This window comes from Pseudomonas sp. F8002 (genome assembly GCF_013385495.1).
Classification (GTDB): Bacteria; Pseudomonadota; Gammaproteobacteria; order Pseudomonadales; family Pseudomonadaceae; genus Aquipseudomonas.
The window spans coordinates 84,873-106,120 of record NZ_JACAPW010000006.1 but is presented as its reverse complement, the minus strand read 5'-3'; the positions used below and the strand labels follow the sequence as shown (position 1 = coordinate 106,120).

17 protein-coding genes are annotated in these 21,248 nt (G+C 61.2%); 10 read left to right on the top strand and 7 right to left on the bottom strand.

Annotated elements, in window-relative coordinates; genetic code table 11:
* Positions 1–59: 59 nt before the first annotated feature.
* The 7 genes from HX811_RS07430 to HX811_RS07400 all read left to right on the top strand — a co-directional run bounded on the left by HX811_RS07430 (position 60) and on the right by HX811_RS07400 (position 11,094).
* On the top strand, positions 60–710 hold the full coding sequence (locus HX811_RS07430) for an N-acetyltransferase (RefSeq protein WP_076014194.1): 651 nt from the start codon (positions 60–62) through the stop codon (positions 708–710).
* Between the two features lie 64 nt (positions 711–774).
* Positions 775–2,502: an autotransporter assembly complex family protein gene (locus tag HX811_RS07425; RefSeq protein WP_008432416.1), complete on the top strand. Its 1,728-nt coding sequence runs from the start codon at positions 775–777 to the stop codon at positions 2,500–2,502.
* Positions 2,502–6,185, top strand: a complete 3,684-nt coding sequence (locus tag HX811_RS07420) for a translocation/assembly module TamB domain-containing protein (RefSeq protein ID WP_177045401.1) — start codon at positions 2,502–2,504, stop codon at positions 6,183–6,185. The genes HX811_RS07425 and HX811_RS07420 overlap by 1 nt, the downstream gene beginning before the upstream one ends.
* A 145-nt stretch (positions 6,186–6,330) precedes the next feature.
* Entirely contained in the window at positions 6,331–6,804 is a 474-nt protein-coding gene (locus HX811_RS07415) for a MarR family winged helix-turn-helix transcriptional regulator (RefSeq protein ID WP_003211792.1), read from the top strand.
* On the top strand, positions 6,801–8,264 hold the full coding sequence (locus tag HX811_RS07410) for an efflux transporter outer membrane subunit (protein WP_008432421.1): 1,464 nt from the start codon (positions 6,801–6,803) through the stop codon (positions 8,262–8,264). The genes HX811_RS07415 and HX811_RS07410 overlap by 4 nt, the downstream gene beginning before the upstream one ends.
* Positions 8,265–8,279: 15 nt before the next feature.
* Entirely contained in the window at positions 8,280–9,497 is a 1,218-nt protein-coding gene (locus tag HX811_RS07405; RefSeq protein ID WP_003211788.1) for an efflux RND transporter periplasmic adaptor subunit, read from the top strand.
* A 64-nt stretch (positions 9,498–9,561) separates the two neighbouring features.
* Positions 9,562–11,094: a DHA2 family efflux MFS transporter permease subunit gene (locus HX811_RS07400; RefSeq protein ID WP_003211786.1), complete on the top strand. Its 1,533-nt coding sequence runs from the start codon at positions 9,562–9,564 to the stop codon at positions 11,092–11,094.
* A 133-nt stretch (positions 11,095–11,227) separates the two neighbouring features.
* Here the strand turns inward: HX811_RS07400 and lpxH are convergent, their stop codons facing one another.
* Positions 11,228–11,977: a UDP-2,3-diacylglucosamine diphosphatase gene (gene lpxH, locus HX811_RS07395; protein WP_003211785.1), complete on the bottom strand. Its 750-nt coding sequence runs from the start codon at positions 11,975–11,977 to the stop codon at positions 11,228–11,230.
* Complete coding sequence (locus tag HX811_RS07390) at positions 11,974–12,477, bottom strand: peptidylprolyl isomerase (protein ID WP_003211783.1); 504 nt, start codon at positions 12,475–12,477, stop codon at positions 11,974–11,976. Before HX811_RS07390 ends, lpxH begins: the two co-directional genes overlap by 4 nt.
* 246 nt (positions 12,478–12,723) lie before the next feature.
* On the opposite strand from HX811_RS07390, the gene HX811_RS07385 reads away from it, so the two are divergent.
* Positions 12,724–14,424, top strand: coding sequence for a glutamine--tRNA ligase/YqeY domain fusion protein (locus HX811_RS07385; RefSeq protein WP_008432425.1), 1,701 nt, complete (start codon positions 12,724–12,726; stop codon positions 14,422–14,424).
* Between the two features lie 20 nt (positions 14,425–14,444).
* Positions 14,445–15,833, top strand: a complete 1,389-nt coding sequence (gene cysS / locus HX811_RS07380; protein WP_177045399.1) for a cysteine--tRNA ligase — start codon at positions 14,445–14,447, stop codon at positions 15,831–15,833.
* A 450-nt stretch (positions 15,834–16,283) separates the two neighbouring features.
* Here the strand turns inward: cysS and HX811_RS07375 are convergent, their stop codons facing one another.
* Positions 16,284–16,835, bottom strand: coding sequence for a dihydrofolate reductase family protein (locus HX811_RS07375; RefSeq protein WP_177045397.1), 552 nt, complete (start codon positions 16,833–16,835; stop codon positions 16,284–16,286).
* Between the two features lie 159 nt (positions 16,836–16,994).
* Between HX811_RS07375 and lepB the strand changes: the two genes are divergently transcribed.
* Positions 16,995–17,663, top strand: a complete 669-nt coding sequence (lepB, locus tag HX811_RS07370; RefSeq protein ID WP_177045395.1) for a signal peptidase I — start codon at positions 16,995–16,997, stop codon at positions 17,661–17,663.
* Positions 17,664–17,671: 8 nt separating this feature from the next.
* On the opposite strand, the gene HX811_RS07365 is transcribed toward lepB, so the two are convergent.
* The 4 genes from HX811_RS07365 to HX811_RS07350 all read right to left on the bottom strand — a co-directional run bounded on the left by HX811_RS07365 (position 17,672) and on the right by HX811_RS07350 (position 21,157).
* On the bottom strand, positions 17,672–18,259 hold the full coding sequence (locus tag HX811_RS07365) for a TetR/AcrR family transcriptional regulator (protein WP_177045393.1): 588 nt from the start codon (positions 18,257–18,259) through the stop codon (positions 17,672–17,674).
* Between the two features lie 31 nt (positions 18,260–18,290).
* On the bottom strand, positions 18,291–19,043 hold the full coding sequence (locus tag HX811_RS07360) for a 3-oxoacyl-ACP reductase family protein (protein ID WP_177045391.1): 753 nt from the start codon (positions 19,041–19,043) through the stop codon (positions 18,291–18,293).
* Between the two features lie 133 nt (positions 19,044–19,176).
* Positions 19,177–20,106, bottom strand: a complete 930-nt coding sequence (locus HX811_RS07355) for a tetratricopeptide repeat protein (RefSeq protein WP_177045389.1) — start codon at positions 20,104–20,106, stop codon at positions 19,177–19,179.
* Positions 20,107–20,221: 115 nt separating this feature from the next.
* A complete protein-coding gene (locus HX811_RS07350) occupies positions 20,222–21,157 on the bottom strand; it encodes an alpha/beta hydrolase (protein ID WP_177045387.1) in 936 nt (311 codons plus the stop codon).
* Positions 21,158–21,248: the final 91 nt, after the last annotated feature.

Here is a 21,248-nt window from a genome sequence, read left to right as displayed (position 1 = left end):
ACGTTCGTAATAACAAGAGCGCGACCTTTTGAGTCAGCGCCCAGGGGAGATTCACTGTTATGCCTGACACCTCGACTGCCATCGCCCAGATCCACATGCTCGACAGCGGCTATTCCCGCGAAGCCCGTTCGCTGTTGTACCAGGCCTATCGCCATGAGCCGACGTTCGCCTACATCTTCGAAGCCGAACGTCCCGGCTACGAACAGCGGGTGCGCGCCACGGTGCGTGAACTGGTCAAGCAGCACTTCTTCCAGAAACTCCCGGCCATTGGCCTGTTGGTCAACGACCGGCTGATCGGCATCGCCCTGATCGCGCCACCGACCCGCCGCCTGGGCATCACCGAAAGCTGGGCCTGGCAGTTGCGCATGTGGCTGAGTACCGGTGTGCGCGGCACCCGGCGGTACCTGGAATACCATCAGGCGGTGCTGGCATGCCTGCCCTCGGATTCGGTGCATGTGCTGCCATTGCTGGGGATTCACCCGCAATTCCAGGGCAAGCACTACGGTGAGCAACTGCTGGAAGCGGTGCATAACTGGTGCGCCGAAGACCCGCATTCCTCTGGCGTAGTATTGGACACGGGGAATTCTCGCTATCTGGAGTTCTATAAGCGCCAGGGGTATGAAGAGATTGGCGAGGTGGCTGTAGGACCTGTTCTGGAGCACGTGTTCTTTCACGCAAATCCGCAGGTGTTACAAGCTGCAACGCTTTAAGACAGAATTGTTCAGACAAATCAGGGTTCTAAGACGCTCCCAAGCTCGTGTAGCATCCCGGCCTATGAAGTTTCCAGGAAGATTTACCAGCGGCTTGATTCTGCTGTTCACGAGCTGCGGCGCCTTGGCGCAAAGCGAATTGGATGTGCGTATCAAGCCTTCAAACGACGCGTTGAAAGCCAACATCGAAGGCTATATCGGCGGGGTCGGCGATCGTGACGAAGAAGCCCTGCTGCGGTTCAGCCGTGGCGCCGAGGAGCAGGCCCGCAAGGCCGCCCAGGCGCTGGGCTACTACCAACCGCAGATTGCCAGCGATGTGAAGGGCGGCAAGAACCCGCGCCTGATCCTCACCATCGACCCCGGCGAACCGGTGCATTTGCGCAATGTGACCATTCGGGTCGACGGCCAGGCCGCCGACCTCAAGGCCTTTCGCGTGCCCGCCAGCGACCAACTCAAATCCGGCGCCGTGCTCAACCACGGCAACTACGAAGACGCCAAGCGCGTCATCCAGAACCAGGCGTCACGCTACGGCTTTTTCAGCGGGCGCTTTACCAGCCAGAAACTCTCGGTCGACCCCAAGGCGGGTGTGGCCGATATCGAACTGATTTATGACAGTGGCCCACGCTACACCTTGGGCAAGGTCAGCTTTGCCGGCGATACGCCGTTTGATGAAGACCTGCTGCAACGCATGGTGCCGTTCAAGAGCGGCACGCCTTACGACTCCGAACTGATCGCCGAACTCAACCAGAACCTGCAATCCAGCGGCTTTTTCGAGGGCGTGCGCGTGGACGCCGCCCCGGCGGCCTCGACCAATGACGTGATCCCGGTGGCCGTGCAACTGGAAACCCGCAAGCCGCGCACCATGGGCCTGGGCCTCGGTTACTCGACCGATGTCGGCCCGCGGGGCAAGGCCAACTGGACGCGCCACTGGGTCAACCCCCAGGGCCACAGTTATGGCTGGGAAGCCGAGCTTTCCGCGCCTCGGCAGAACGTCGGGTTGTGGTACGACATTCCCATGGACCCGCCACTGACCGACAAATTGCGCTTTGCCGGCGGCTACCAGAATGAAGAAATCGCCAACACCGACACCCTGAGTAAACTGCTCACCCTCGGCCCCGAGTGGCACAGCAAGTTGCCCAGCGGCTGGACGCGGGTGATCTCGCTCAAATGGCAGCGCGAAGAATATCGCCTGGGCAACGACTCGGGCCTGAGTACGCTGCTGATGCCCGGCATCAGTTATTCCTACCTGCGCAGCGACAACCGCATCGACCCGCACAACGGCTATCGCCTGCTGTTCGACGCCAAGGTCGCCAAGGAAGGCCTGGGTTCCGACACCAACCTGCTTTACGGCACGGCGACGATCAAGGGCCTGACCACCCTGTGGGATAACCATCGTTTCCTGGCGCGGGCGCAGTTTGGTGGCAGTGCCACCAACGGCTACAAATCCGTGCCACCGTCGTTACGCTTTTTTGCCGGTGGCGACCAGAGCGTACGGGGTTACGAGTACCAGACCCTGTCCCCGGAAAACGATCGTGGCGACCGCATCGGCGGCCGCTACATGGTGGCCCTGAGCGCCGAGTACCAATATTCCATCGCCGAAAAATGGCGGATCGCGACCTTTATCGACCAAGGCAACTCGTTCAACACCCTGGAAATGCCAAGCCTGAAAACCGGCGTGGGTGTGGGTGTGCGCTGGGTGTCGCCGGTTGGCCCGATCCGCCTCGACCTGGCCCATGCCCTCGAAGATCCGGGCGGCATTCGTTTGCACTTTTCCATGGGGCCTGAGCTGTGATGCGTGGTTTGAAAATAGCGGGGCTGGCCATTCTGGCGGTCCTCGCGGTGATAGTGCTGGCACTGTGGGCGGTGCTGGGTACCCAGGTCGGCAGCCGGTGGGTGCTGGGCCAGGTGCCGGGTTTGACCGTGGAGAATTTCCAGGGTCGCCTGGGCGGGCAGTGGAGTGCCGACCATCTGTTATGGCAGCAGGACAGCAGCCGCGTGGAGCTTCAGTCGCCAAAGTTCGACTGGTCGCCGGCCTGTTTGATGCGCATGACCTTATGCATCAACCAACTGGATGTGGAGCAGGTGAGCCTGCAATTTCCACCCGGCACCGAAGAAAGCAGCGGCCCGATTACCCTGCCGGACCTGAAACTGCCGGTCGCCCTTCAGTTGGGTGACATCCGCGTTGGCAGCCTGCTGTTCAATGGCAGCGAAGAGCTCCAGGGCCTGCAGCTCGCGGCGCATTGGACTGCCGCCGGGATGCAGATCGATTCGGTGCACCTGCAACGGGACGGTTTGGTCCTTGACCTGTCCGGCCTGCTGCAACCCACCGGCAACTGGCCGCTGGCCGCCAGCGGCAACCTGAGCCTGCCTTACGCGCCGGGCGGCGCGCCCTGGATGCTGGCGCTGAAGGTCGATGGCGATTTGCTCAAGACCCTCAAGCTCGACGCCGACAGCAGCGGCTACCTGCCGGCCAAGCTCAGCGGCGAACTGCAACCGCTGGTGGAAAACCTGCCGGCGCAATTGCACATCACCGCCGACGGCTTCAAACCCAGCGCCGATTTGCCCGATACCCTGCAACTCAATCAGCTGGACCTGACCGCCAAGGGCGACCTGAGCAACGGTTACCAGTTGCTGGGCAAAGCCGTACTGCCCGCGGAAAAAGGCCCGGTGGACCTGCTGCTGCAAGGCAAGGTCGACGCCAAGGGCGCGCAGATCGCCGGGCTGGATTTGAATGCCGGTGACAAGCAAAGCCTCAAGCTCAGTGCCAACCTGGACTGGCAGCAAGGCTTCAGCGCCGACGCGAAAATCGACTGGCTGGATTTCCCGTGGCATCGCCTGTACCCCGTGATCGACGAACCCCAGGTGGCCTTGCGTACCTTCAATGGTGAAGTTTCCTACAAGGACGGCAACTATCTGGGCAACTTCAAGGCCGACCTCGACGGCCCTGCGGGCAAGTTCAGCCTGGCCAGCCCGTTCAGTGGCGACCTCAAGCAAGTGTTCCTCCCCGAGTTGAAACTCGCGGCTGGTCAGGGCAAGGCCGAAGGCCACCTGAACCTGCAATTTGCCGATGGCATCGCCTGGGACACGGCGCTGGACCTGTCGGCGATCAACCCGGCGTATTGGGTCGCGGAGTTGCCCGGCACCCTCGCGGGCCCGTTGCGCAGCAAGGGCGAAATGAAGAACGAGCAACTCAAGCTCAATGCCGACCTCGACCTCAAGGGTCGTCTGCGTGGCCAACCTGCCGTGCTCCAGGCCAAGGCCGAAGGCGCAGGCGAGCAATGGACCCTCGGCACCCTCGACATTCGCCTCGGCGACAACCGCATCTATGGCAGCGGCAGCCTGCAACAGCGCCTCGCCGGGCAGATCGACATCAAGCTGACGCGCCTCGCCCAGCTCTGGCCGCAACTGCGCGGGCAGATGAATGGTCGCCTCGACGTCGCCGGCACCCTGAAAGCGCCGCAAGGCAAGCTCAACCTGGTTGGCCAGCAACTGGCGTTTGAAGATAACCGCCTGCAAAACCTGACCCTGGACGCGAACCTGGATAATGCCCAGCGCGCCAAAGTCGACCTGAAAGGCAGTGGCATCCAGGCCGGTGAAACCCAGCTCGGCACCTTCACTGCCAGCGTCCAGGGCGATATCAAAAGCCAGAAAGTCCAGCTCGACCTGGCCGGCCCGTTGCTCAAGCTGGCCCTGGCGCTGGACGGCAACCTCGACAAAGGCAACTGGCGCGGGCGCCTGGCCAGCGGCGATGTGCAAGCCGGTGGCCAGGACTGGAAGCTGCAAGCGCCGGCTAAAATCGAGCGCCTGGCCGACGGCAAGCTGACCTTTGCGGCGCACTGCTGGGTCTCCGGCCCGGCGAGCCTGTGCGGCGAAGACCAGCGCCTGATGCCCGAGCCGAAGCTGCGTTACCACCTCAAGCAGTTCCCAATCGACAGCCTGGCGCAGTGGTTGCCCAAGGATTTCGCCTGGCAGGGCAAGCTCAATGCCGACGTGCAGCTCGACCTGCCGGCCAGCGGCCCCAAAGGCGTGGTCTCGGTGGACGCCAGCGGCGGTACCCTGCGGGTCAAGGACAAGGACCAGTGGCTGGATTTCCCCTACGACACGCTGAAGCTGGAAACCACCCTCAACCCCACGCGCATCGACACCCAGCTCAATTTCCGTGGCGGCAAGCTCGGCGAGTTGCTGTTGCAGGCGCAGCTCAATCCGCTGGCAAAGAACAAGCCGATCACCGGCAACTTCACCCTGACCGGCCTCGACCTCGCGGTGGCCCGCCCCTTTGTACCCATGGTCGAGAAGCTCAACGGCAAGCTCAACGGTAACGGGCGAATTGGCGGCAGCCTGCTGGCGCCTCAGGTCAACGGCAGCATCAACCTGGTGGGGGGTGAAATCTCCGGCCCGGAACTGCCCACCAGCATTGAAGGCCTGAATATCCAGGCGTTGATTGCCGGCGAAAGCGTGCAGCTCAATGGCGGCTGGCGCAGCGGCAAGGCCGGGCAGGGCACTATCAAGGGGCAGATCGACTGGGGCCAGGCCCTGGCGGTGGATATCGCGCTGCAAGGCACGCAACTGCCGGTCACCGTGGAACCGTACGCGGCCCTGGAGGTGGCGCCTGACCTGAAGATCAGCATGAAGAACGACAAGCTGGCGATCTCCGGCAAGGTGCAGATTCCCAAGGGCGAGATCACCGTGCGGGAATTGCCCCCATCGACGGTCAAGGTCTCGGATGACACGGTGATCGTCGGCAGCCAGACCGAAGAGGGCAAGCCGCCGATGGCCATGGCGATGGACATCGATGTGGAGGTAGGCAAGGACAAGCTGAGCTTCGCCGGGTTTGGCCTTACCGCCAACCTGCAAGGCCATGTGCACATCGGCGACAACATGGACACCCGTGGTGAACTGTGGCTCAACGACGGCCGCTACCGGGCCTACGGCCAACGCTTGACTGTGCGCCGCGCGCGATTGTTGTTTGCCGGGCCGATTGACCAGCCGTTCCTGGATATCGAAGCGGTGCGGATCACCACCGAGCCGTCCCGGACCGTCACCGCCGGTATTCGTCTGAGCGGCAGTGCCGAGCAGCCGACTACGCAAATTTTCTCGGAGCCGGCCATGGCCCAAGAGGATGCATTGTCGTACCTGGTGTTGGGGCGTTCGCGCACCACCAACGGTGAGGACAACAACATGCTGGCCGAAGCGGCACTGGGTCTTGGGTTGATGGGCAGTGCCGGGGTCACGTCGGACATCGCCAAGAACCTGGGCATCCAGGACTTTGAACTGGACACCCAGGGCAGTGGCAACAACACCGCCGTGGTGGCCAGCGGCAAGATCTCCGAGAAGCTCAGCCTGCGTTATGGCGTGGGGGTGTTCGAGCCGGCCAACACCATCGCCTTGCGCTATTTGCTGAGCAAGAAGGTGTACCTGGAAGTGGCCAGCGGCGTGGCCAGCTCCCTGGATATTTTCTACAAGCGCGATTTTTGATCCGTACACCTTAAGGGTGGGAGCCCGGCTCCCACCCTTTATCGGCTAATTACCAAGCAACCTAACTATTCGTTTGACATTCGCTGCCTAGGCAGTAACATCGTGTCACACATTCACTGCTTAGGCAGTTAATAGGCTGGTCACGATGAAGCACTTCACCCCCGAAAACTTCCACAACTGCCACCTCGGCCTGCTGCTGGGCCGGGCTGCGCTGCTCAAAGACAAGATCATCGACACCCACATGGAACCCCACGGCATCACCGCCGCGCAGTTCAAGGTGTTGATCATCATGGCCCAGTACGGCGTCGACACCCCGGCCGAGCTGTGTCGCAACCTGTCGTTGGACAGCGGCTCCATGACCCGCATGCTCGACCGCCTGGAACAAAAGGACCTGCTGGCGCGCAAGCGTTCCGAGCAGGACCGGCGCCAGGTGCAGTTGGTGCTGACCGCCGAAGGCCAGCGCGTGGCCGACATGCTGCCGCACATCGGTGCCCAGGCCCTGAACCAGTTGGCGGGCGCCCTGGAGCCGGGTGAATTGCAAACCCTGGAAAAAATCCTGAAGAAAATTCTGATAGCTGCGGGTGACCCCATCACCATCCAGCGGGTAGGTAGTGCATGAACAATCGCTCCTTGCGTGCCGGCCTCAGCCTTGTGCTGGTGGCCATGACTATGGCCGGTTGTGCCAATTTCAGCGGCTTGGACACAGAAGGCAAACGCCTCGAAGCCAATAACCTGCAAACCGGCAAATCCCTCAGCGGCGTGACCCTGTCCACCGCTGCCTGGCCCACCGCCGACTGGTGGAAAGGCCTTGGCGATCCACAGCTCGACGGCCTGATCCAGGAAGCCCTGCAGAACAGCCCCGACATGCAAGTGGCCAGCGCCCGTGCCCACCAGGCCGAAGCCGCTGCCTATGCCGCCGACGCCGAGCGCATGCCGACCCTGGATGCCAGCGCCGGTGTCAGCCGTTCGCGCCTGGCCAAGGACCAGGACCCGTTGGGCCAGGGCGATGCCTACGCCACCGTGCGCAACATCGGTGCCAGCTTCAATTACAACTTCGACCTGTGGGGTGGCCAGCGCGCCGCCTGGGAAGCGGCACTGGGCCAGGCCCGCGCTGCCGAAGTCGACCAACAGGCCGCGCGCCTGACCCTGGCAGCCAACGTCGCCAAGGCCTACAGCGACCTGGGCCAGGCCCATATCGTGCGTGACCTGGCCAATGATGACCTCAAGCGCACCCGGCAGATGCTCGACCTGGGCCAGCGTCGCCTGAACTCCGGGATCGACAGCCAGTACCAGTACCAGCAAACCGAAAGCCTGGAAGCCAGCTCCCAGTCGCAACTGATCGATGCGGAAAAGCAACTGCAGAGCGCGAAGATCGCCCTAGCGGTGTTGCTCGGCAAAGGCCCGGACCGTGGCAGCGAACTGGTACGCCCCAACGTGCTCAAGCCGAGCGCGGTTGCGGTGCCTTCGGTGTTGCCTGCCGAGCTGGTGGGCCGTCGCCCGGACCTGATCGCCGCACGCTGGCGGGTGGAGGCGGCGAGCAAGAACATCGCGGCCAGCAAGACCCGTTTCTACCCCAACCTCAACCTGAGCGCGAGCGCCGGGGCCGAGTCGTTGCTGGGGGATGCGATGTTTGGTTCGGCCAGCCGCTTCTTCAGCATTGCGCCGACCGTCTCGCTGCCGATCTTCGACGGCGGCCGCCTGCGCGCCGACCTCGACGCTCGCGACGCCGACTACGACCTGGCCGTGGCCCAGTACAACAAAACCCTGGTGCAAGCCTTGGGCGATATCGGCAACACACTCTCGCAATTGCGCGAGACCGGCCGCCAGATCCAGGCCCAGCAACACGCCGCTGACATTGCCCAGCAGTCCTACGACACCGGCGTCCAGCGTTACAGCTCAGGTATCGGCAATTACCTGGACGTGCTCAGCATCGAACAGCAACTGCTCCAGGCCCAGCGTCAGTTGGCCACCCTGAATGCCGAGCAAATCGATCTTTCGATTCAACTGATGCAGGCCCTGGGCGGCGGTTTCCACGCCGATAACGTGGCCTCGACCACCCCAGCCACGCGCACTGAATAATTCAAGGTACTTGTCATGGCCACTGCCGAAACCAGCAACAACGCTCCTGAAACAAACAAGGCTGAACAACCCAACACCAGCAACCCGCGCAAACGCAAAGTCATGCTGTTTGTGCTGGCGCTGATCGTCATCCTCGGCGCCTTGGGCGTATGGGGTTGGTACGAATTGTATGGTCGCTTCAGCGAAAGCACCGACGACGCCTACGTCAATGGCAACGTGGTGGAAATCACCCCGCTGGTGACCGGCACCGTGGTGAGCATCGGCGCCGACGACGGCGACCTGGTGCATGAAGGCCAGGTGTTGATCAACTTCGACCCCAACGACGCGGCCGTCGGCCTGCAAAGTGCCCAGGCCAACCTGGCCCGCACCGTGCGCCAGGTGCGTGGCTTGTACAGCAACGTCGATGGCATGAAAGCCCAGGTGCTGGCGCAACAAGCCAACGTGCAAAAGGCCCAGGACAACTACAACCGACGCAAGAACCTCGCTGCCGGCGGGGCGATTTCCCAGGAAGAACTGTCCCACGCCCGTGACGACCTGACCTCGGCGCAAAACGCCTTGGCCAACGTGCAGCAACAGTTCAAGACCAGCAGCGCGCTGGTGGATGACACGGTGATTTCGTCCCACCCGGACGTGCAGGCTGCCGCCGCACAGTTGCGCCAGGCTTACCTGACCAACGCCCGCAGCACCCTGATCGCACCGGTGACCGGCTATGTGGCCAAGCGTACCGTGCAACTGGGCCAGCGGGTCCAGCCGGGTACTGCACTGATGGCCGTGATTCCGCTGGATCAACTGTGGATCGACGCCAACTTCAAGGAAACCCAGCTGCGCAATATGCGTATCGGCCAGCCGGTGGATATCGAATCCGACATCTACGGCAGCGACGTGAAATTCAGCGGCACCGTCGACAGCCTCGGCGCGGGGACCGGCAGTGCATTTGCCTTGCTGCCGGCGCAGAACGCCACCGGTAACTGGATCAAGATCGTGCAACGGGTGCCGGTGCGTATCCATGTGAACGCCGATGAGTTGGCCAAGCACCCGCTGCGGGTGGGCCTGTCCACCGTGGTCGACGTCGACCTGCACGACCAGAGCGGCCCGGTACTGGCCCAGCAGGCGCCGCAGAAGGCGTCGTTCACCACCAACGTTTACGACCGCCAGTTGGCCGAAGCCGATGCGATGATCACCCAATTGATCCATGACAACAGCGTCGCCGCTCCCAAGGCTGCCCAGCGCTGATTCGCCAATCCATCAGCTGCGGCCCCGGCGGCCGTAGCGCCAATCATGTTGCACAGGATTCGCGATGAGTAACGCTAACGCCTCCTTCACGCCGCCCAGCTTGCTGATGGCCACCATCGGCCTGTCCCTGGCGACCTTCATGCAGGTGCTCGACACCACCATCGCCAACGTGGCGTTGCCGACGATTTCCGGCAACCTCGGCGTGAGTTCGGAGCAGGGCACCTGGGTCATCACCTCGTTTGCCGTGAGCAACGCCATCGCGCTGCCGCTCACCGGCTGGCTGAGCCGTCGCTTCGGCGAGGTGAAGCTGTTTCTGTGGGCCACCATCCTGTTTGTGCTGGCCTCGTTTCTCTGCGGTATTTCCACCTCGATGCCCGAGTTGATCGGCTTTCGGGTATTGCAAGGCCTGGTTGCCGGCCCGTTGTACCCGATGACCCAGACGCTGCTGATCGCGGTCTATCCCCCCGCCAGGCGTGGCATGGCCCTGGCGTTGCTGGCGATGGTCACGGTGGTGGCGCCGATTGCCGGGCCGATCCTCGGCGGCTGGATTACCGACAGCTACAGCTGGCCGTGGATCTTCTTTATCAACGTACCCATCGGCATCTTTGCCGTGATGGTGGTGCGCTCGCAACTGAAGAAACGCCCGGTGGTCACCAGCTACCAACCGATGGACTACGTCGGCTTGCTGAGCCTGATCGTCGGCGTCGGCGCCTTGCAGATCATCCTCGACAAGGGCAACGACCTGGACTGGTTCGAGTCGAATTTCATCATCATCGGCGCGGTGATCTCGGCTGTCGCCCTGGCGGTGTTCGTGATCTGGGAAATGACCGATGAGCACCCGGTGGTCAACCTGCGGCTGTTTGCCTACCGCAACTTCCGCATCGGCACGATTGTGTTGGTACTCGGGTACGCGGGTTTCTTCGGGATCAACCTGATCCTGCCGCAATGGCTGCAAACCCAGATGGGCTACACCGCCACCTGGGCGGGCCTGGCGGTGGCGCCGATCGGGATCCTGCCGGTGTTGATGTCGCCGTTCGTGGGCAAATATGCGCACAAGTTCGACCTGCGTCTGCTGGCCGGGCTGGCGTTCCTGGCGATTGGCTTGAGTTGCTTCATGCGCGCCGGGTTTACCAATGAAGTGGACTTCACGCACATCGCCCTGGTGCAGTTGTTCATGGGGATCGGCGTAGCGCTGTTCTTCATGCCGACCTTGAGCATCCTGATGTCCGACCTGCCGCCGGCGCAAATCGCCGACGGTGCTGGCCTGGCGACCTTCCTGCGGACCCTGGGCGGCAGCTTTGCGGCCTCATTGACCACCTGGATCTGGATTCGCCGGGCGGACCAGCACCATGCCTACATGAGCGAAAACATGACCACCTACGACTCGGCCACCCGGGACGCCTTGCAGGCGCTCGGCGGGGCAGGGCACAAGGCGTACGCGCAACTGGACCAGATACTGACGAGCCAGGCGTACATGATGTCCACCGTGGATTACTTCACGTTGCTGGGGTGGATGTTCATGGCGTTGATCGTGATTGTATGGCTGGCGAAACCGCCGTTTGCAGCGAAGGCGGGGCCGGAGGCTTCGGGCCACTGATCGAAAGACCGAACTCGGTCAATGTGGGAGCTGGCTTGCCTGCGATGCAGGCACCTCGGTACATCAGATGCATCGAGGTGATGCTATCGCAGGCAAGCCAGCTCCCACATTTGATGGGTGTTGTGTCTGAGGATCAGGCGCCAGGCAAGGCCAGTTGCGGGTTGACGAAGTCAAACGCCGCCAGTTGAAACCCTTGCTCATCCACTTGCAATGCCCACCCTTGCTTGTCCCAATCCCCCAGCACAATGCGCTTGGCCGCTTGCTCGCCAATCTGCAACTTGTGAATCGCCGGGCGGTGGGTGTGGCCATGCACCAGCGTACGCACGCCGAACTGCTGCATCACCCTCGGCACTTCCTCGGGCGTTACATCGACAATGTCGTTGGTCTTCATCCGCGTCTGCGCGCGGCTTTCACTGCGCAGCTTGCGCGCCAGCTTGTGCCGCGTGCGCAAGGGCAGGTGGCGCAGGATGAACAGCGTGATGGGGTTACGCAGGATGCGCCGCAGCTTCATATAGCCAAGGTCGCGGGTACACAGGCTGTCGCCGTGCATCAACAGCACGGGCTCGCCTGCGAGTTGCACCACACTCGGGTCCTTGAGCAAGGTTGCGCCTGCGGCTTTGCAGAACGCCTTGCCGATCAGGAAATCCCGGTTGCCATGCATGATGAAAATCTGGGTGCCGCTGTCGCTCAGCTCGCGCAGAGCCTGGCAAATCGAACGCTGGAAGGGCGTCATCCCATCGTCGCCAATCCAGGCTTCAAAGAAGTCCCCCAGAATGTACAACGCCTGGGCAGAACGGGCGCGGCCGTGCAGTAAATCCAGAAACGCCCGGGTTATGTCCGGGCGCTCCTCTTCCAGATGCAAATCTGAAATCAGCAATATCACTCAACGATCTCGGCTTTCTCGACGATAACGTCTTCTACCGGTACGTCCTGGTGACCTGCCTTGCCGGTGGTTTGCACACCCTTGATCTTGTCGACAACGTCCTGGCCTTCGGTGACTTTACCGAATACCGCGTAGCCCCAGCCCTGCACGTTCTTGCCGCTGTGGTTCAGGAAGGTGTTGTCGGCGACGTTGATGAAGAACTGCGCGGAGGCCGAATGCGGCTCCATGGTACGGGCCATGGCGACGGTGTACTTGTCGTTGGAAAGGCCGTTGTCCGCTTCGTTCTGGATGCTGGGACGCTTGTCTTTCTTTTCTTTCATGCCCGGCTCGAAACCGCCGCCCTGGACCATGAAGTTGCCGATGACACGGTGGAAAACAGTGTTTTCGTAGTGGCCCGCTTTAACGTACTCGATGAAGTTGGCGACGGTGATCGGCGCTTTCTCGGCGTTCAGCTCGATGACGATGTCACCGTGGTTGGTGGTCAGTTTGACTTGAGTCATGTTCACTACTCTTTCAAGGAATTCGTGGGTTTGGGCGTTTTGCGCCTTACCTGCTTGGCAAAAACGGCAGCCAAGGCGCGCAGTTTAGCGTGACCTGCGGGAATTTCGAGGTGGTTTTTTACCGCCCGTGCAATAAATGCAGCAGTTTTTGGCCACGCTCTGTCAGGGCCTTGACAGCATCGGCTATGATAAGCCCTTTGTTTGTCGGCCTCACCCGGCCAAGTACTTCGTCTGTTCAAGGATCCTATGAGCAAGCCCACTGTCGACCCTACCTCGAATTCCAAGGCCGGACCTGCCGTCCCGGTCAATTTCCTGCGCCCGATCATCCAGGCGGACCTGGATTCGGGCAAGCACACGCAGATCGTCACCCGCTTCCCGCCTGAGCCCAACGGTTACCTGCACATCGGCCACGCCAAGTCGATCTGTGTGAACTTCGGCCTGGCCCAGGAGTTCGGTGGCGTCACGCACCTGCGTTTCGACGACACCAACCCGGCCAAGGAAGACCAGGAATACATCGACGCCATCGAGAGCGACATCAAGTGGCTGGGCTTCGAATGGTCCGGTGAAGTGCGCTATGCCTCCAAGTATTTCGACCAGCTGTTCGACTGGGCCGTCGAGTTGATCAAGGCCGGCAAGGCCTACGTTGACGACCTGACCCCGGAGCAAGCCAAGGAATACCGTGGCACCCTGACCGAGCCGGGCAAAAACAGCCCGTTCCGCGACCGTTCGGTGGAAGAGAACCTGGACTGGTTCAACCGCATGCGCGCCGGCGAGTTCCCGGACGGCGCCCGCGTACTTCGTGCCAAGATCGACATGGCCTCGCCGAACATGAACCTGCGCGACCCGATCATGTACCGCATCCGCCACGCCCATCACCACCAGACCGGTGACAAGTGGTGCATCTACCCGAACTACGACTTCACCCACGGTCAGTCGGACGCCATCGAAGGCATCACCCACTCCATCTGCACCCTGGAGTTCGAAAGCCACCGTCCTCTGTACGAATGGTTCCTCGACAGCCTGCCGGTACCGGCGCACCCGCGTCAGTACGAGTTCAGCCGCCTGAACCTGAACTACACCATCACCAGCAAGCGCAAGCTCAAGCAACTGGTCGATGAAAAGCACGTGTTTGGCTGGGACGACCCGCGCATGTCGACGCTGTCGGGCTTCCGCCGCCGTGGCTACACCCCGGCATCGATCCGCAATTTCTGCGAAATGGTCGGCACCAACCGCTCCGACGGCGTGGTCGATTACGGCATGCTCGAATTCAGCATCCGTCAGGACCTCGACGCGAACGCCCCGCGCGCCATGTGCGTGCTGCGTCCGTTGAAGGTGGTGATCACCAACTACCCGGAAGGCCAGGTCGAAAACCTCGAACTGCCACGTCATCCGCAGAAAGAAGAACTCGGCGTGCGCAAGCTGCCGTTCGCCCGTGAAATCTACATCGACCGCGATGACTTCATGGAAGAGCCGCCAAAAGGCTACAAGCGCCTTGAGCCGAACGGCGAAGTGCGCCTGCGTGGCAGCTACGTGATCCGTGCCGACGAAGCGATCAAGGACGCCGATGGCAACATCGTCGAACTGCGTTGCTCCTACGACCCGGACACCCTGGGCAAGAACCCGGAAGGCCGCAAGGTCAAAGGTGTGGTGCACTGGGTGCCGGCGGCGGCCAGCGTCGAGTGCGAAGTGCGCCTGTACGATCGCCTGTTCCGCTCGCCGAATCCCGAGAAGGCCGAAGACAGCGCCAGTTTCCTGGACAACATCAACCCTGACTCGCTGCAAGTTCTCACGGGTTGTCGTGCCGAGCCATCGCTTGGCGACGCACAGCCGGAAGACCGTTTCCAGTTCGAGCGCGAAGGTTACTTCTGCGCGGATATCAAGGACTCGAAACCCGGTGCTCCGGTATTCAACCGTACCGTGACCTTGCGTGATTCGTGGGGCCAGTGATTCTGTTTTAAGGAACTGTCGTGCTAACGATCTACAACACACTCAGCAAGACCAAAGAAGTCTTCAAGCCGCTGGATGGCAACAAGGTGCGCATGTACGTGTGCGGCATGACCGTGTATGACTACTGCCACATCGGCCACGGCCGCAGCATGGTTGCCTTCGACCTGGTGACCCGCTGGTTGCGTTTCAGCGGTTATGACCTGACGTATGTGCGCAACATCACCGACATCGACGACAAGATCATCAATCGCGCCAACGAAAACGGCGAGTCGTTCGACGCGCTGACCGAGCGCATGATTGCTGCGATGCACGAGGACGAGGCACGCCTCAACATCCTCAAGCCGGACATGGAACCGCGCGCCACGGACCATATCCCGGGCATGCACGCGATGATCCAGACCCTGATCGACAAGGGTTACGCCTACGCCCCGGGCAATGGCGACGTGTACTACCGCGTCGCCAAGTTCATGGGCTACGGCAAGCTGTCGCGCAAGAAAATCGAAGACCTGCGCATCGGTGCGCGGATCGAAGTCGACGAAGCCAAGCAAGACCCGCTGGACTTCGTGCTGTGGAAAGGCACCAAGCCCGGCGAGCCGAGCTGGGAGTCGCCATGGGGCGCCGGGCGCCCGGGCTGGCACATCGAATGCTCGGTGATGTCCACCTGCTGCCTGGGCGAGACCTTCGACATTCATGGCGGCGGCAGCGACCTTGAGTTCCCGCACCACGAAAACGAAATCGCCCAAAGCGAAGCGGCCACCGGCAAGACCTACGCCAACGCGTGGATGCACTGCGGCATGATTCGCATCAATGGCGAGAAGATGTCCAAGTCCTTGAACAACTTCTTCACCATTCGCGACGTGCTGGAAAAGTACCACCCGGAAGTGGTGCGCTACCTGTTGGTGTCGAGCCATTACCGCAGCGCGATCAACTACTCGGAAGACAACCTCAAGGATGCCAAGGGCGCCCTGGAGCGTTTCTACCACGCGTTGAAAGGCCTGCCCTCCGTGGCGCCTGCGGGCGGCGAAGCGTTTGTCGCGCGGTTCACCGAAGTGATGAACGACGACTTCGGCACGCCTGAAGCCTGCGCGGTGCTGTTTGAAATGGTGCGCGAGATCAACCGCCTGCGCGAGAGCGATCTCGACGCAGCGGCGGGGCTTGCCGCACGTTTGAAAGAGCTGGCGAGCGTGCTGGGCGTATTGCAGATGGAAGCCGATGACTTCCTGCAGGCGGGCGCTGAAGGGCGTGTGGATGCCGCTGAAGTTGATGCGCTGATCCAGGCACGCTTGACTGCCCGGACCAACAAGGACTGGGCGGAGTCTGACCGTATCCGTGACCAACTGACCGCGATGGGTGTGGTGTTGGAAGACGGGAAGGGCGGGACGACGTGGCGGTTGGCTGATCAGGCTTGATCGGTGATTGCTGAATAAAAAACGCCCCGACTGGTTCGGGGCGTTTTTTTTGGCCTATCTATCCGTTATTCGGGTGGCGATTCTTACAGCATGTCTTGGACGGGACACCTGTGCGGGGACATGGTTGACACATCGAGGGGCGAGCAAGCCATCTCAAGATCAAACGCAGAGCTGCTTAATGTGGGAGCGGGCTTGCTCGCGAATAACATGAGGGCGCCGCGTTGAATCAGGACGCCCACATCATCGTTAACGACCTTCGCGAGCAAGCCCGCTCCCACATTTAAACCGTGCCCGCTTCAGATTTTGCTGTTGCTTCACCACACTCAAGCCGGCCGGNNATCTTAGGCGCCCCGTTAAACCACTCCGAGCCTAGGCGAGGAGCCGAGTGGTGGGCAAGAGCGTTTTGCTTACTTTTGCGCTTTTCGATTCAACCCAATCGCTCAATGACCATCAGCGCTTGCCACTCACCTCATACCGGCTTTGAACAAACCCGTTATCCGATGCATACGTGCCGATATGCCGAAGTTCATGCCCACTGCCCGACTGGCTGAACAAGGGGATCCCCTGGCCCAGCACAACCGGAATACGCGTGATGATCATCTCGTCGATCAAACCCGCCTCAAGAAACTGCTGAATCGTCTGGCCTCCGTCGATATACAGGTGTTTCATCCCGCGCTCGGCCAACTCGGCCACGAGGGCGGTCACGTCCTGGCTCACGACCTCAACCTTGCCCTTCAAATGCTCAGGTAGCTCAAGCGACTGATGAGAGAGCGCAAACACCGGAAAACCCTCATAGGGCCACTCCGGAAAGGACAACACTTTTTCCAGAGTCTTGCGGCCCATCACCAGCGCATCCACGGTGGCGATGAAGTGTTCATAGGTCACGCCGTTCAATTCGGAGCCTTCATACTCTGGGCGATGAAGCCACTCGATATCACCGTCTGGCCGGGCAATAAAGCCGTCGACGCTGGCTGCGATAAAGACCGAACATTTGCTATCCATGGGGCGTGAAACTCCTTTTCTGTGTGCTTGAAAATATCGACTGTCATGGGTCGGCAACGCTAATGTTAATTTAATCTTCCGATGCAATAAGCGAGCATTGCCAAAAATCACCGTGGGTCCCGGCGCAGGCCGGTGTGCCTTTTCGTATTGCGAGGATCTATGCGCCGTTGGTTAATCCGCTACCGTTACGCGATCATTTTCTGGCTGTGCTTCGGGGTTTTCCGCACCTCCCTGGCTGACTGGAATCCCATCCCGTCCGGTTCCATGCGCCCGACGTTACTTGAGGGTGACGTGGTGCTGGTCAACCGAGTCGCATACGACCTCAAGTTGCCCCTCACCGATATTTCCCTGGCGAGACTGGATAACCCCCAGCGCGGAGATGTCGTCACGTTCTCTTCGCCCAAGGACGGCACGCGCTTGATCAAACGCATTGTCGGTATCCCCGGCGATACCCTGGAAATGCGCGACGAGGTGTTGTGGGTCAACGGTACGCCGGCCACCTACAGTAATGGGCAGGACATCAGCGAGCCCATCGCGCCTGGCCAAACAGTTCCGGGGATCAAGGTGACGGAGCGTGCGAACAGTAGCCAGCGCACGGTGCAGTTCATGCCGACAGTACGGGCGCTGCGCGATTTCGGCCCGGTGGTGGTGCCTGCCGACAGTTACTTCATGCTGGGCGACAATCGCGATAACAGCGATGACTCCCGCTATATCGGGTTTGTGCCGCGTCGGCTGTTGATCGGGCTCGCCCACCATATCCTGGCGTCAGCGCAGATCCTGGACCACTGGATGCCACGACTGGGCCGATTTGGCGCGCCGATCCTGTAGTGGGCTGATCACGCGTTTGCGCTCAGCGCCCGCAGTGCAAAACCCGCAATGCGCTCCAGCTGCTCAGTGGTGGCGCCGCCCTTGCTGGCGACTTTCATGCCGCTGAGGGTGGCCATCAGAAAATCACACGCGCCCGAGCGATCGGTGCCGACGGTCAATTCGCCTTGTTCCTGCGCACGCTCCAGCGTCTGTTCGAATGCATTGCGCAAGCGTTCGGCGCTGTGGGCGGTGAGTTGATTGATCTCATCATCTTCCAGGCCGAACTCGCAGATGGCATTGACGCCCATGCAACCCGCCGTCCCTTCCCGCAGGGCGCGGGTGGCGAAGGATTGCAGGGTGTCGTGCAGTGCCTGCAGCGGGGTCGGGCCCTGGTTCAGGCGCTCGATCAAGTCGTCGACGCCGGCGCGCTGATACTCGGCCATCGCCAGCAGGTACAACTGGCGTTTGTCGCCAAAGGTGTTGTACATGCTCTGGCGGCTCAGTCCCATGGCCTGCATCAGTTCTTCAGTCGAGGCCGCGGCAAACCCCTTGTCGCAGAAAACCCGAATGGCCTCGCGCAGCACCTGGTCGCGGTCGAATGCTCTGGGTCTTGCCATGGTTACCTCGGGGAAAACTGCAGGTGAAGGATCAGGCCAGGTAACCACCGTCGATGGTCATGCTTGCGCCGGTGACAAATGCCGCGTCTTCGGATGCAAGATAAGCAACCATACCGGCAACATCATCGGCGGTGCCCACGCGGCCCAAGGGGATCAGGCTTTTGATCATGTCCGCATGGGGCCCGTCTGCCGGGTTCATGTCGGTGCTGGTCGGGCCCGGCTGCACGTTGTTGACGGTGATGCCGCGCGGCGCGAAATCAATCGCCAGGCCGCGGATCATACCGGCGATCGCCGACTTCGTCATGCTATAGACGCTGGAGCCCGGGAAGCCCGAACGTTGGGCGACCACGCTGCCGACGGTGATGATCCGGTCACCCTCGTGCATCACCGCCGAGCTGGCCTTGGCCGCCGCAAACGTGGCCCGCACATTGACCGCAAACATTCGGTCGAAGTCTTCCAGGCTGAAGGTGTCGACGGTGCCCATCAGCAGGATCCCGGCGTTGTTGACCAGGATATTCAACGCGCCGAAATGCTCGACAGTGGCCGCGACCGCCCGTTCTATCGCCGCCACATCGGCGCTGTCGGCCTGAATCGCCAAGGCTTTTCCGCCCTTGCTTTCGATCAGGCCAACCAGCGCTTGTGCCTTGTCGGCAGAGGAGGAATAAGTAAACGCGACCGCTGCACCTTCAGCAGAAAGCCGACGGACGATGGCTTCGCCGATACCGCGGGAACCGCCGGTGACCAAGGCGAATTTTTGGTTAAAGCGAGGGGTGTGAGCTGTCATGGGGGGGCCTGAGGTTTAGTGGATTAAATAATCCACTAAACCGTACCAGCCTGGAAATACTTAGCCAAGCTGTTTTTGGATTAATTAATCTTTAACTGCCGGGCGTGCTCGCGAATTCGTCATCAGCCGCTGGTCATTTCAAATCGCTGTAGGTCAATCTGAATTCCGACAGTGCCGGGTGATCGGTTTTCCACTGGTGGCCATACGCCTTGGCCGTTTCTATTTCTTCGGTATTCAGCGCGCTGCCCAGTTGGCGCAGATAATCTGCGGCTTCGCCGTGCCGCGGGTTTTGCCGGGTACTGTCCATGACCAGCCAGTAGAGCCCATAGGCGTGGATTTTGTTCTCGGGGTAGTGATAGCGGTTGGTGCCACTTTCATCTATATCGAACCCGCCGAGTGCACCCGCATAGCTCAGGACGCCATCGAGGTCGTTCAGCGCAAGCCGTTTTTCCAGGTGTATCCGCTGGTACGAGAGGTTGCGGTAGTAGGTCTGCATGTTGGCCAGCCACTTCATCGCTGGCGGGAAGCCCTTGAAGGCCGCGTACCTGAGCATGGAGTCGCGGTTATCACTGGCCTCCGGGTTTTTGTTATACAGCAGCGCTGCAATGTAATAGGCCTCGGCGCAGCCGGCATCACCTGCCTTTCTCAGCCACGAGCGGTCTTTGGTCAGTTCATACAGCTGCAGCATCGCCTCGCCGTCCCCAGCATCGGCACCTGCCTGGGCGAGGGTCTTGGCCTTGGCCAGGTTGGTTTCGCCACCCAGGCGCATCAGGGCGTACACATGATCCTGGGCGGCGGCCAGGCGGTACCATGGCTGGGCCTCGGGGCCGACACTGCCGACCCGGCGCCGAATGGCTTCGCCCAGGGCGTATTGGGACGGCGCATCGCCGGCCGAGGCGGAGATGGTCAAATGGGTTTCACACTCTTCGAATTCACCGAGTTGATACAACTCGAGACCCCGCTGCTTGGCTGCCTGTTGCTGGCTCGTCAAATGTGAAATCAGCGCATTCAGCGAGTTGAGCAAATCAAACAGCGTGGTCAGTGCATCGGAATGGGTATACATGATCATTACCTGTATCGGGATACGTTGTCCGATAAAGGTAGGTGGGGCGGTGGGGCCCCAGGTGACAGATAGTTATCGGCAGGAGCGCTGCCTTTCCCGCGCTCTGGGCAACCCCTCAAACGCTACGGCTGCCACGTATTGCCTGGTCCAGAAACAACGCCGCATTCGCCACGGCCTGCATGCCTTCGGGCAAGATTGCCGCAAACAAATGCCAGACATGAAACATCCCGGGCCAAACCTCCAGCGATACGCGTACCCGGTTTTCCCCCAGGTGGGTGGCCAGGCGCATGGCGTCGCTGAGCATGACTTCGTTTTCGCCGATCTGCACCAGAATGGGCGGCAATCCCCGGACGTCCGCGAACACCGGCGACGCATCGGGATCATTCGGCAGCGCGCCATTGAGAAACGCTTTTGCAAGCAGCGTCAGCCCCAGTCGGGAGGCTTGCGGGTCGAGGCCGTCACGGTTGTCGATGGAGGCGCCGGTGTGTTCCAGGTTGGCCCACGGCGACAAGGCGGCGCCCCCGGCGGGCAGTGGCAGGCCTGCGTTGCGGGCCTTGACCATCACCGACACCACCATTGCGCCGCCGGCCGAATCGCCCGAGAACACGATGGACCTGGGGTCATTGCCCTGGTCGAGCAGCCAGCGATAAGCCTGCAACGTGTCATCAATAGGTACGGGGAACGGATGCTCAGGCGCCAGGCGGTAGTCGGGCAGGTAGACTTTTGCACCCAGCAATTTTGCGAAGTGGCCGGCAAGACCCAGGTAGCCCCGCGGGCTGCCGCCGACATAACCACCGCCGTGGATGTAAAGCAGCACCCGGTCACCCTCAAACCCATCCGGCACGACCATCATGCCCGGTACGCCACCCATATCGACGTCACAAAAGCTGACACCGGCGGGAATCGGATGGGAACAAAGCACCTGCTCATAAGCCTTGCGCTGCTCATTGAGGGTGAGGGTGGTTTCCTGGCCCGTGAGAAATGGGCCGAAGTCAGCGGCGCAGGCAACCCACGCGTCGAGATGGGCCTGGACAATGGGAGTGAATGCCATGGGGGAGAACCTCATAAAGTGATCCCGATACCGGGATTAGCGATTGAGGTTCTATTTTATGGATTCTATTGGAGAACGAATTTCACCACTG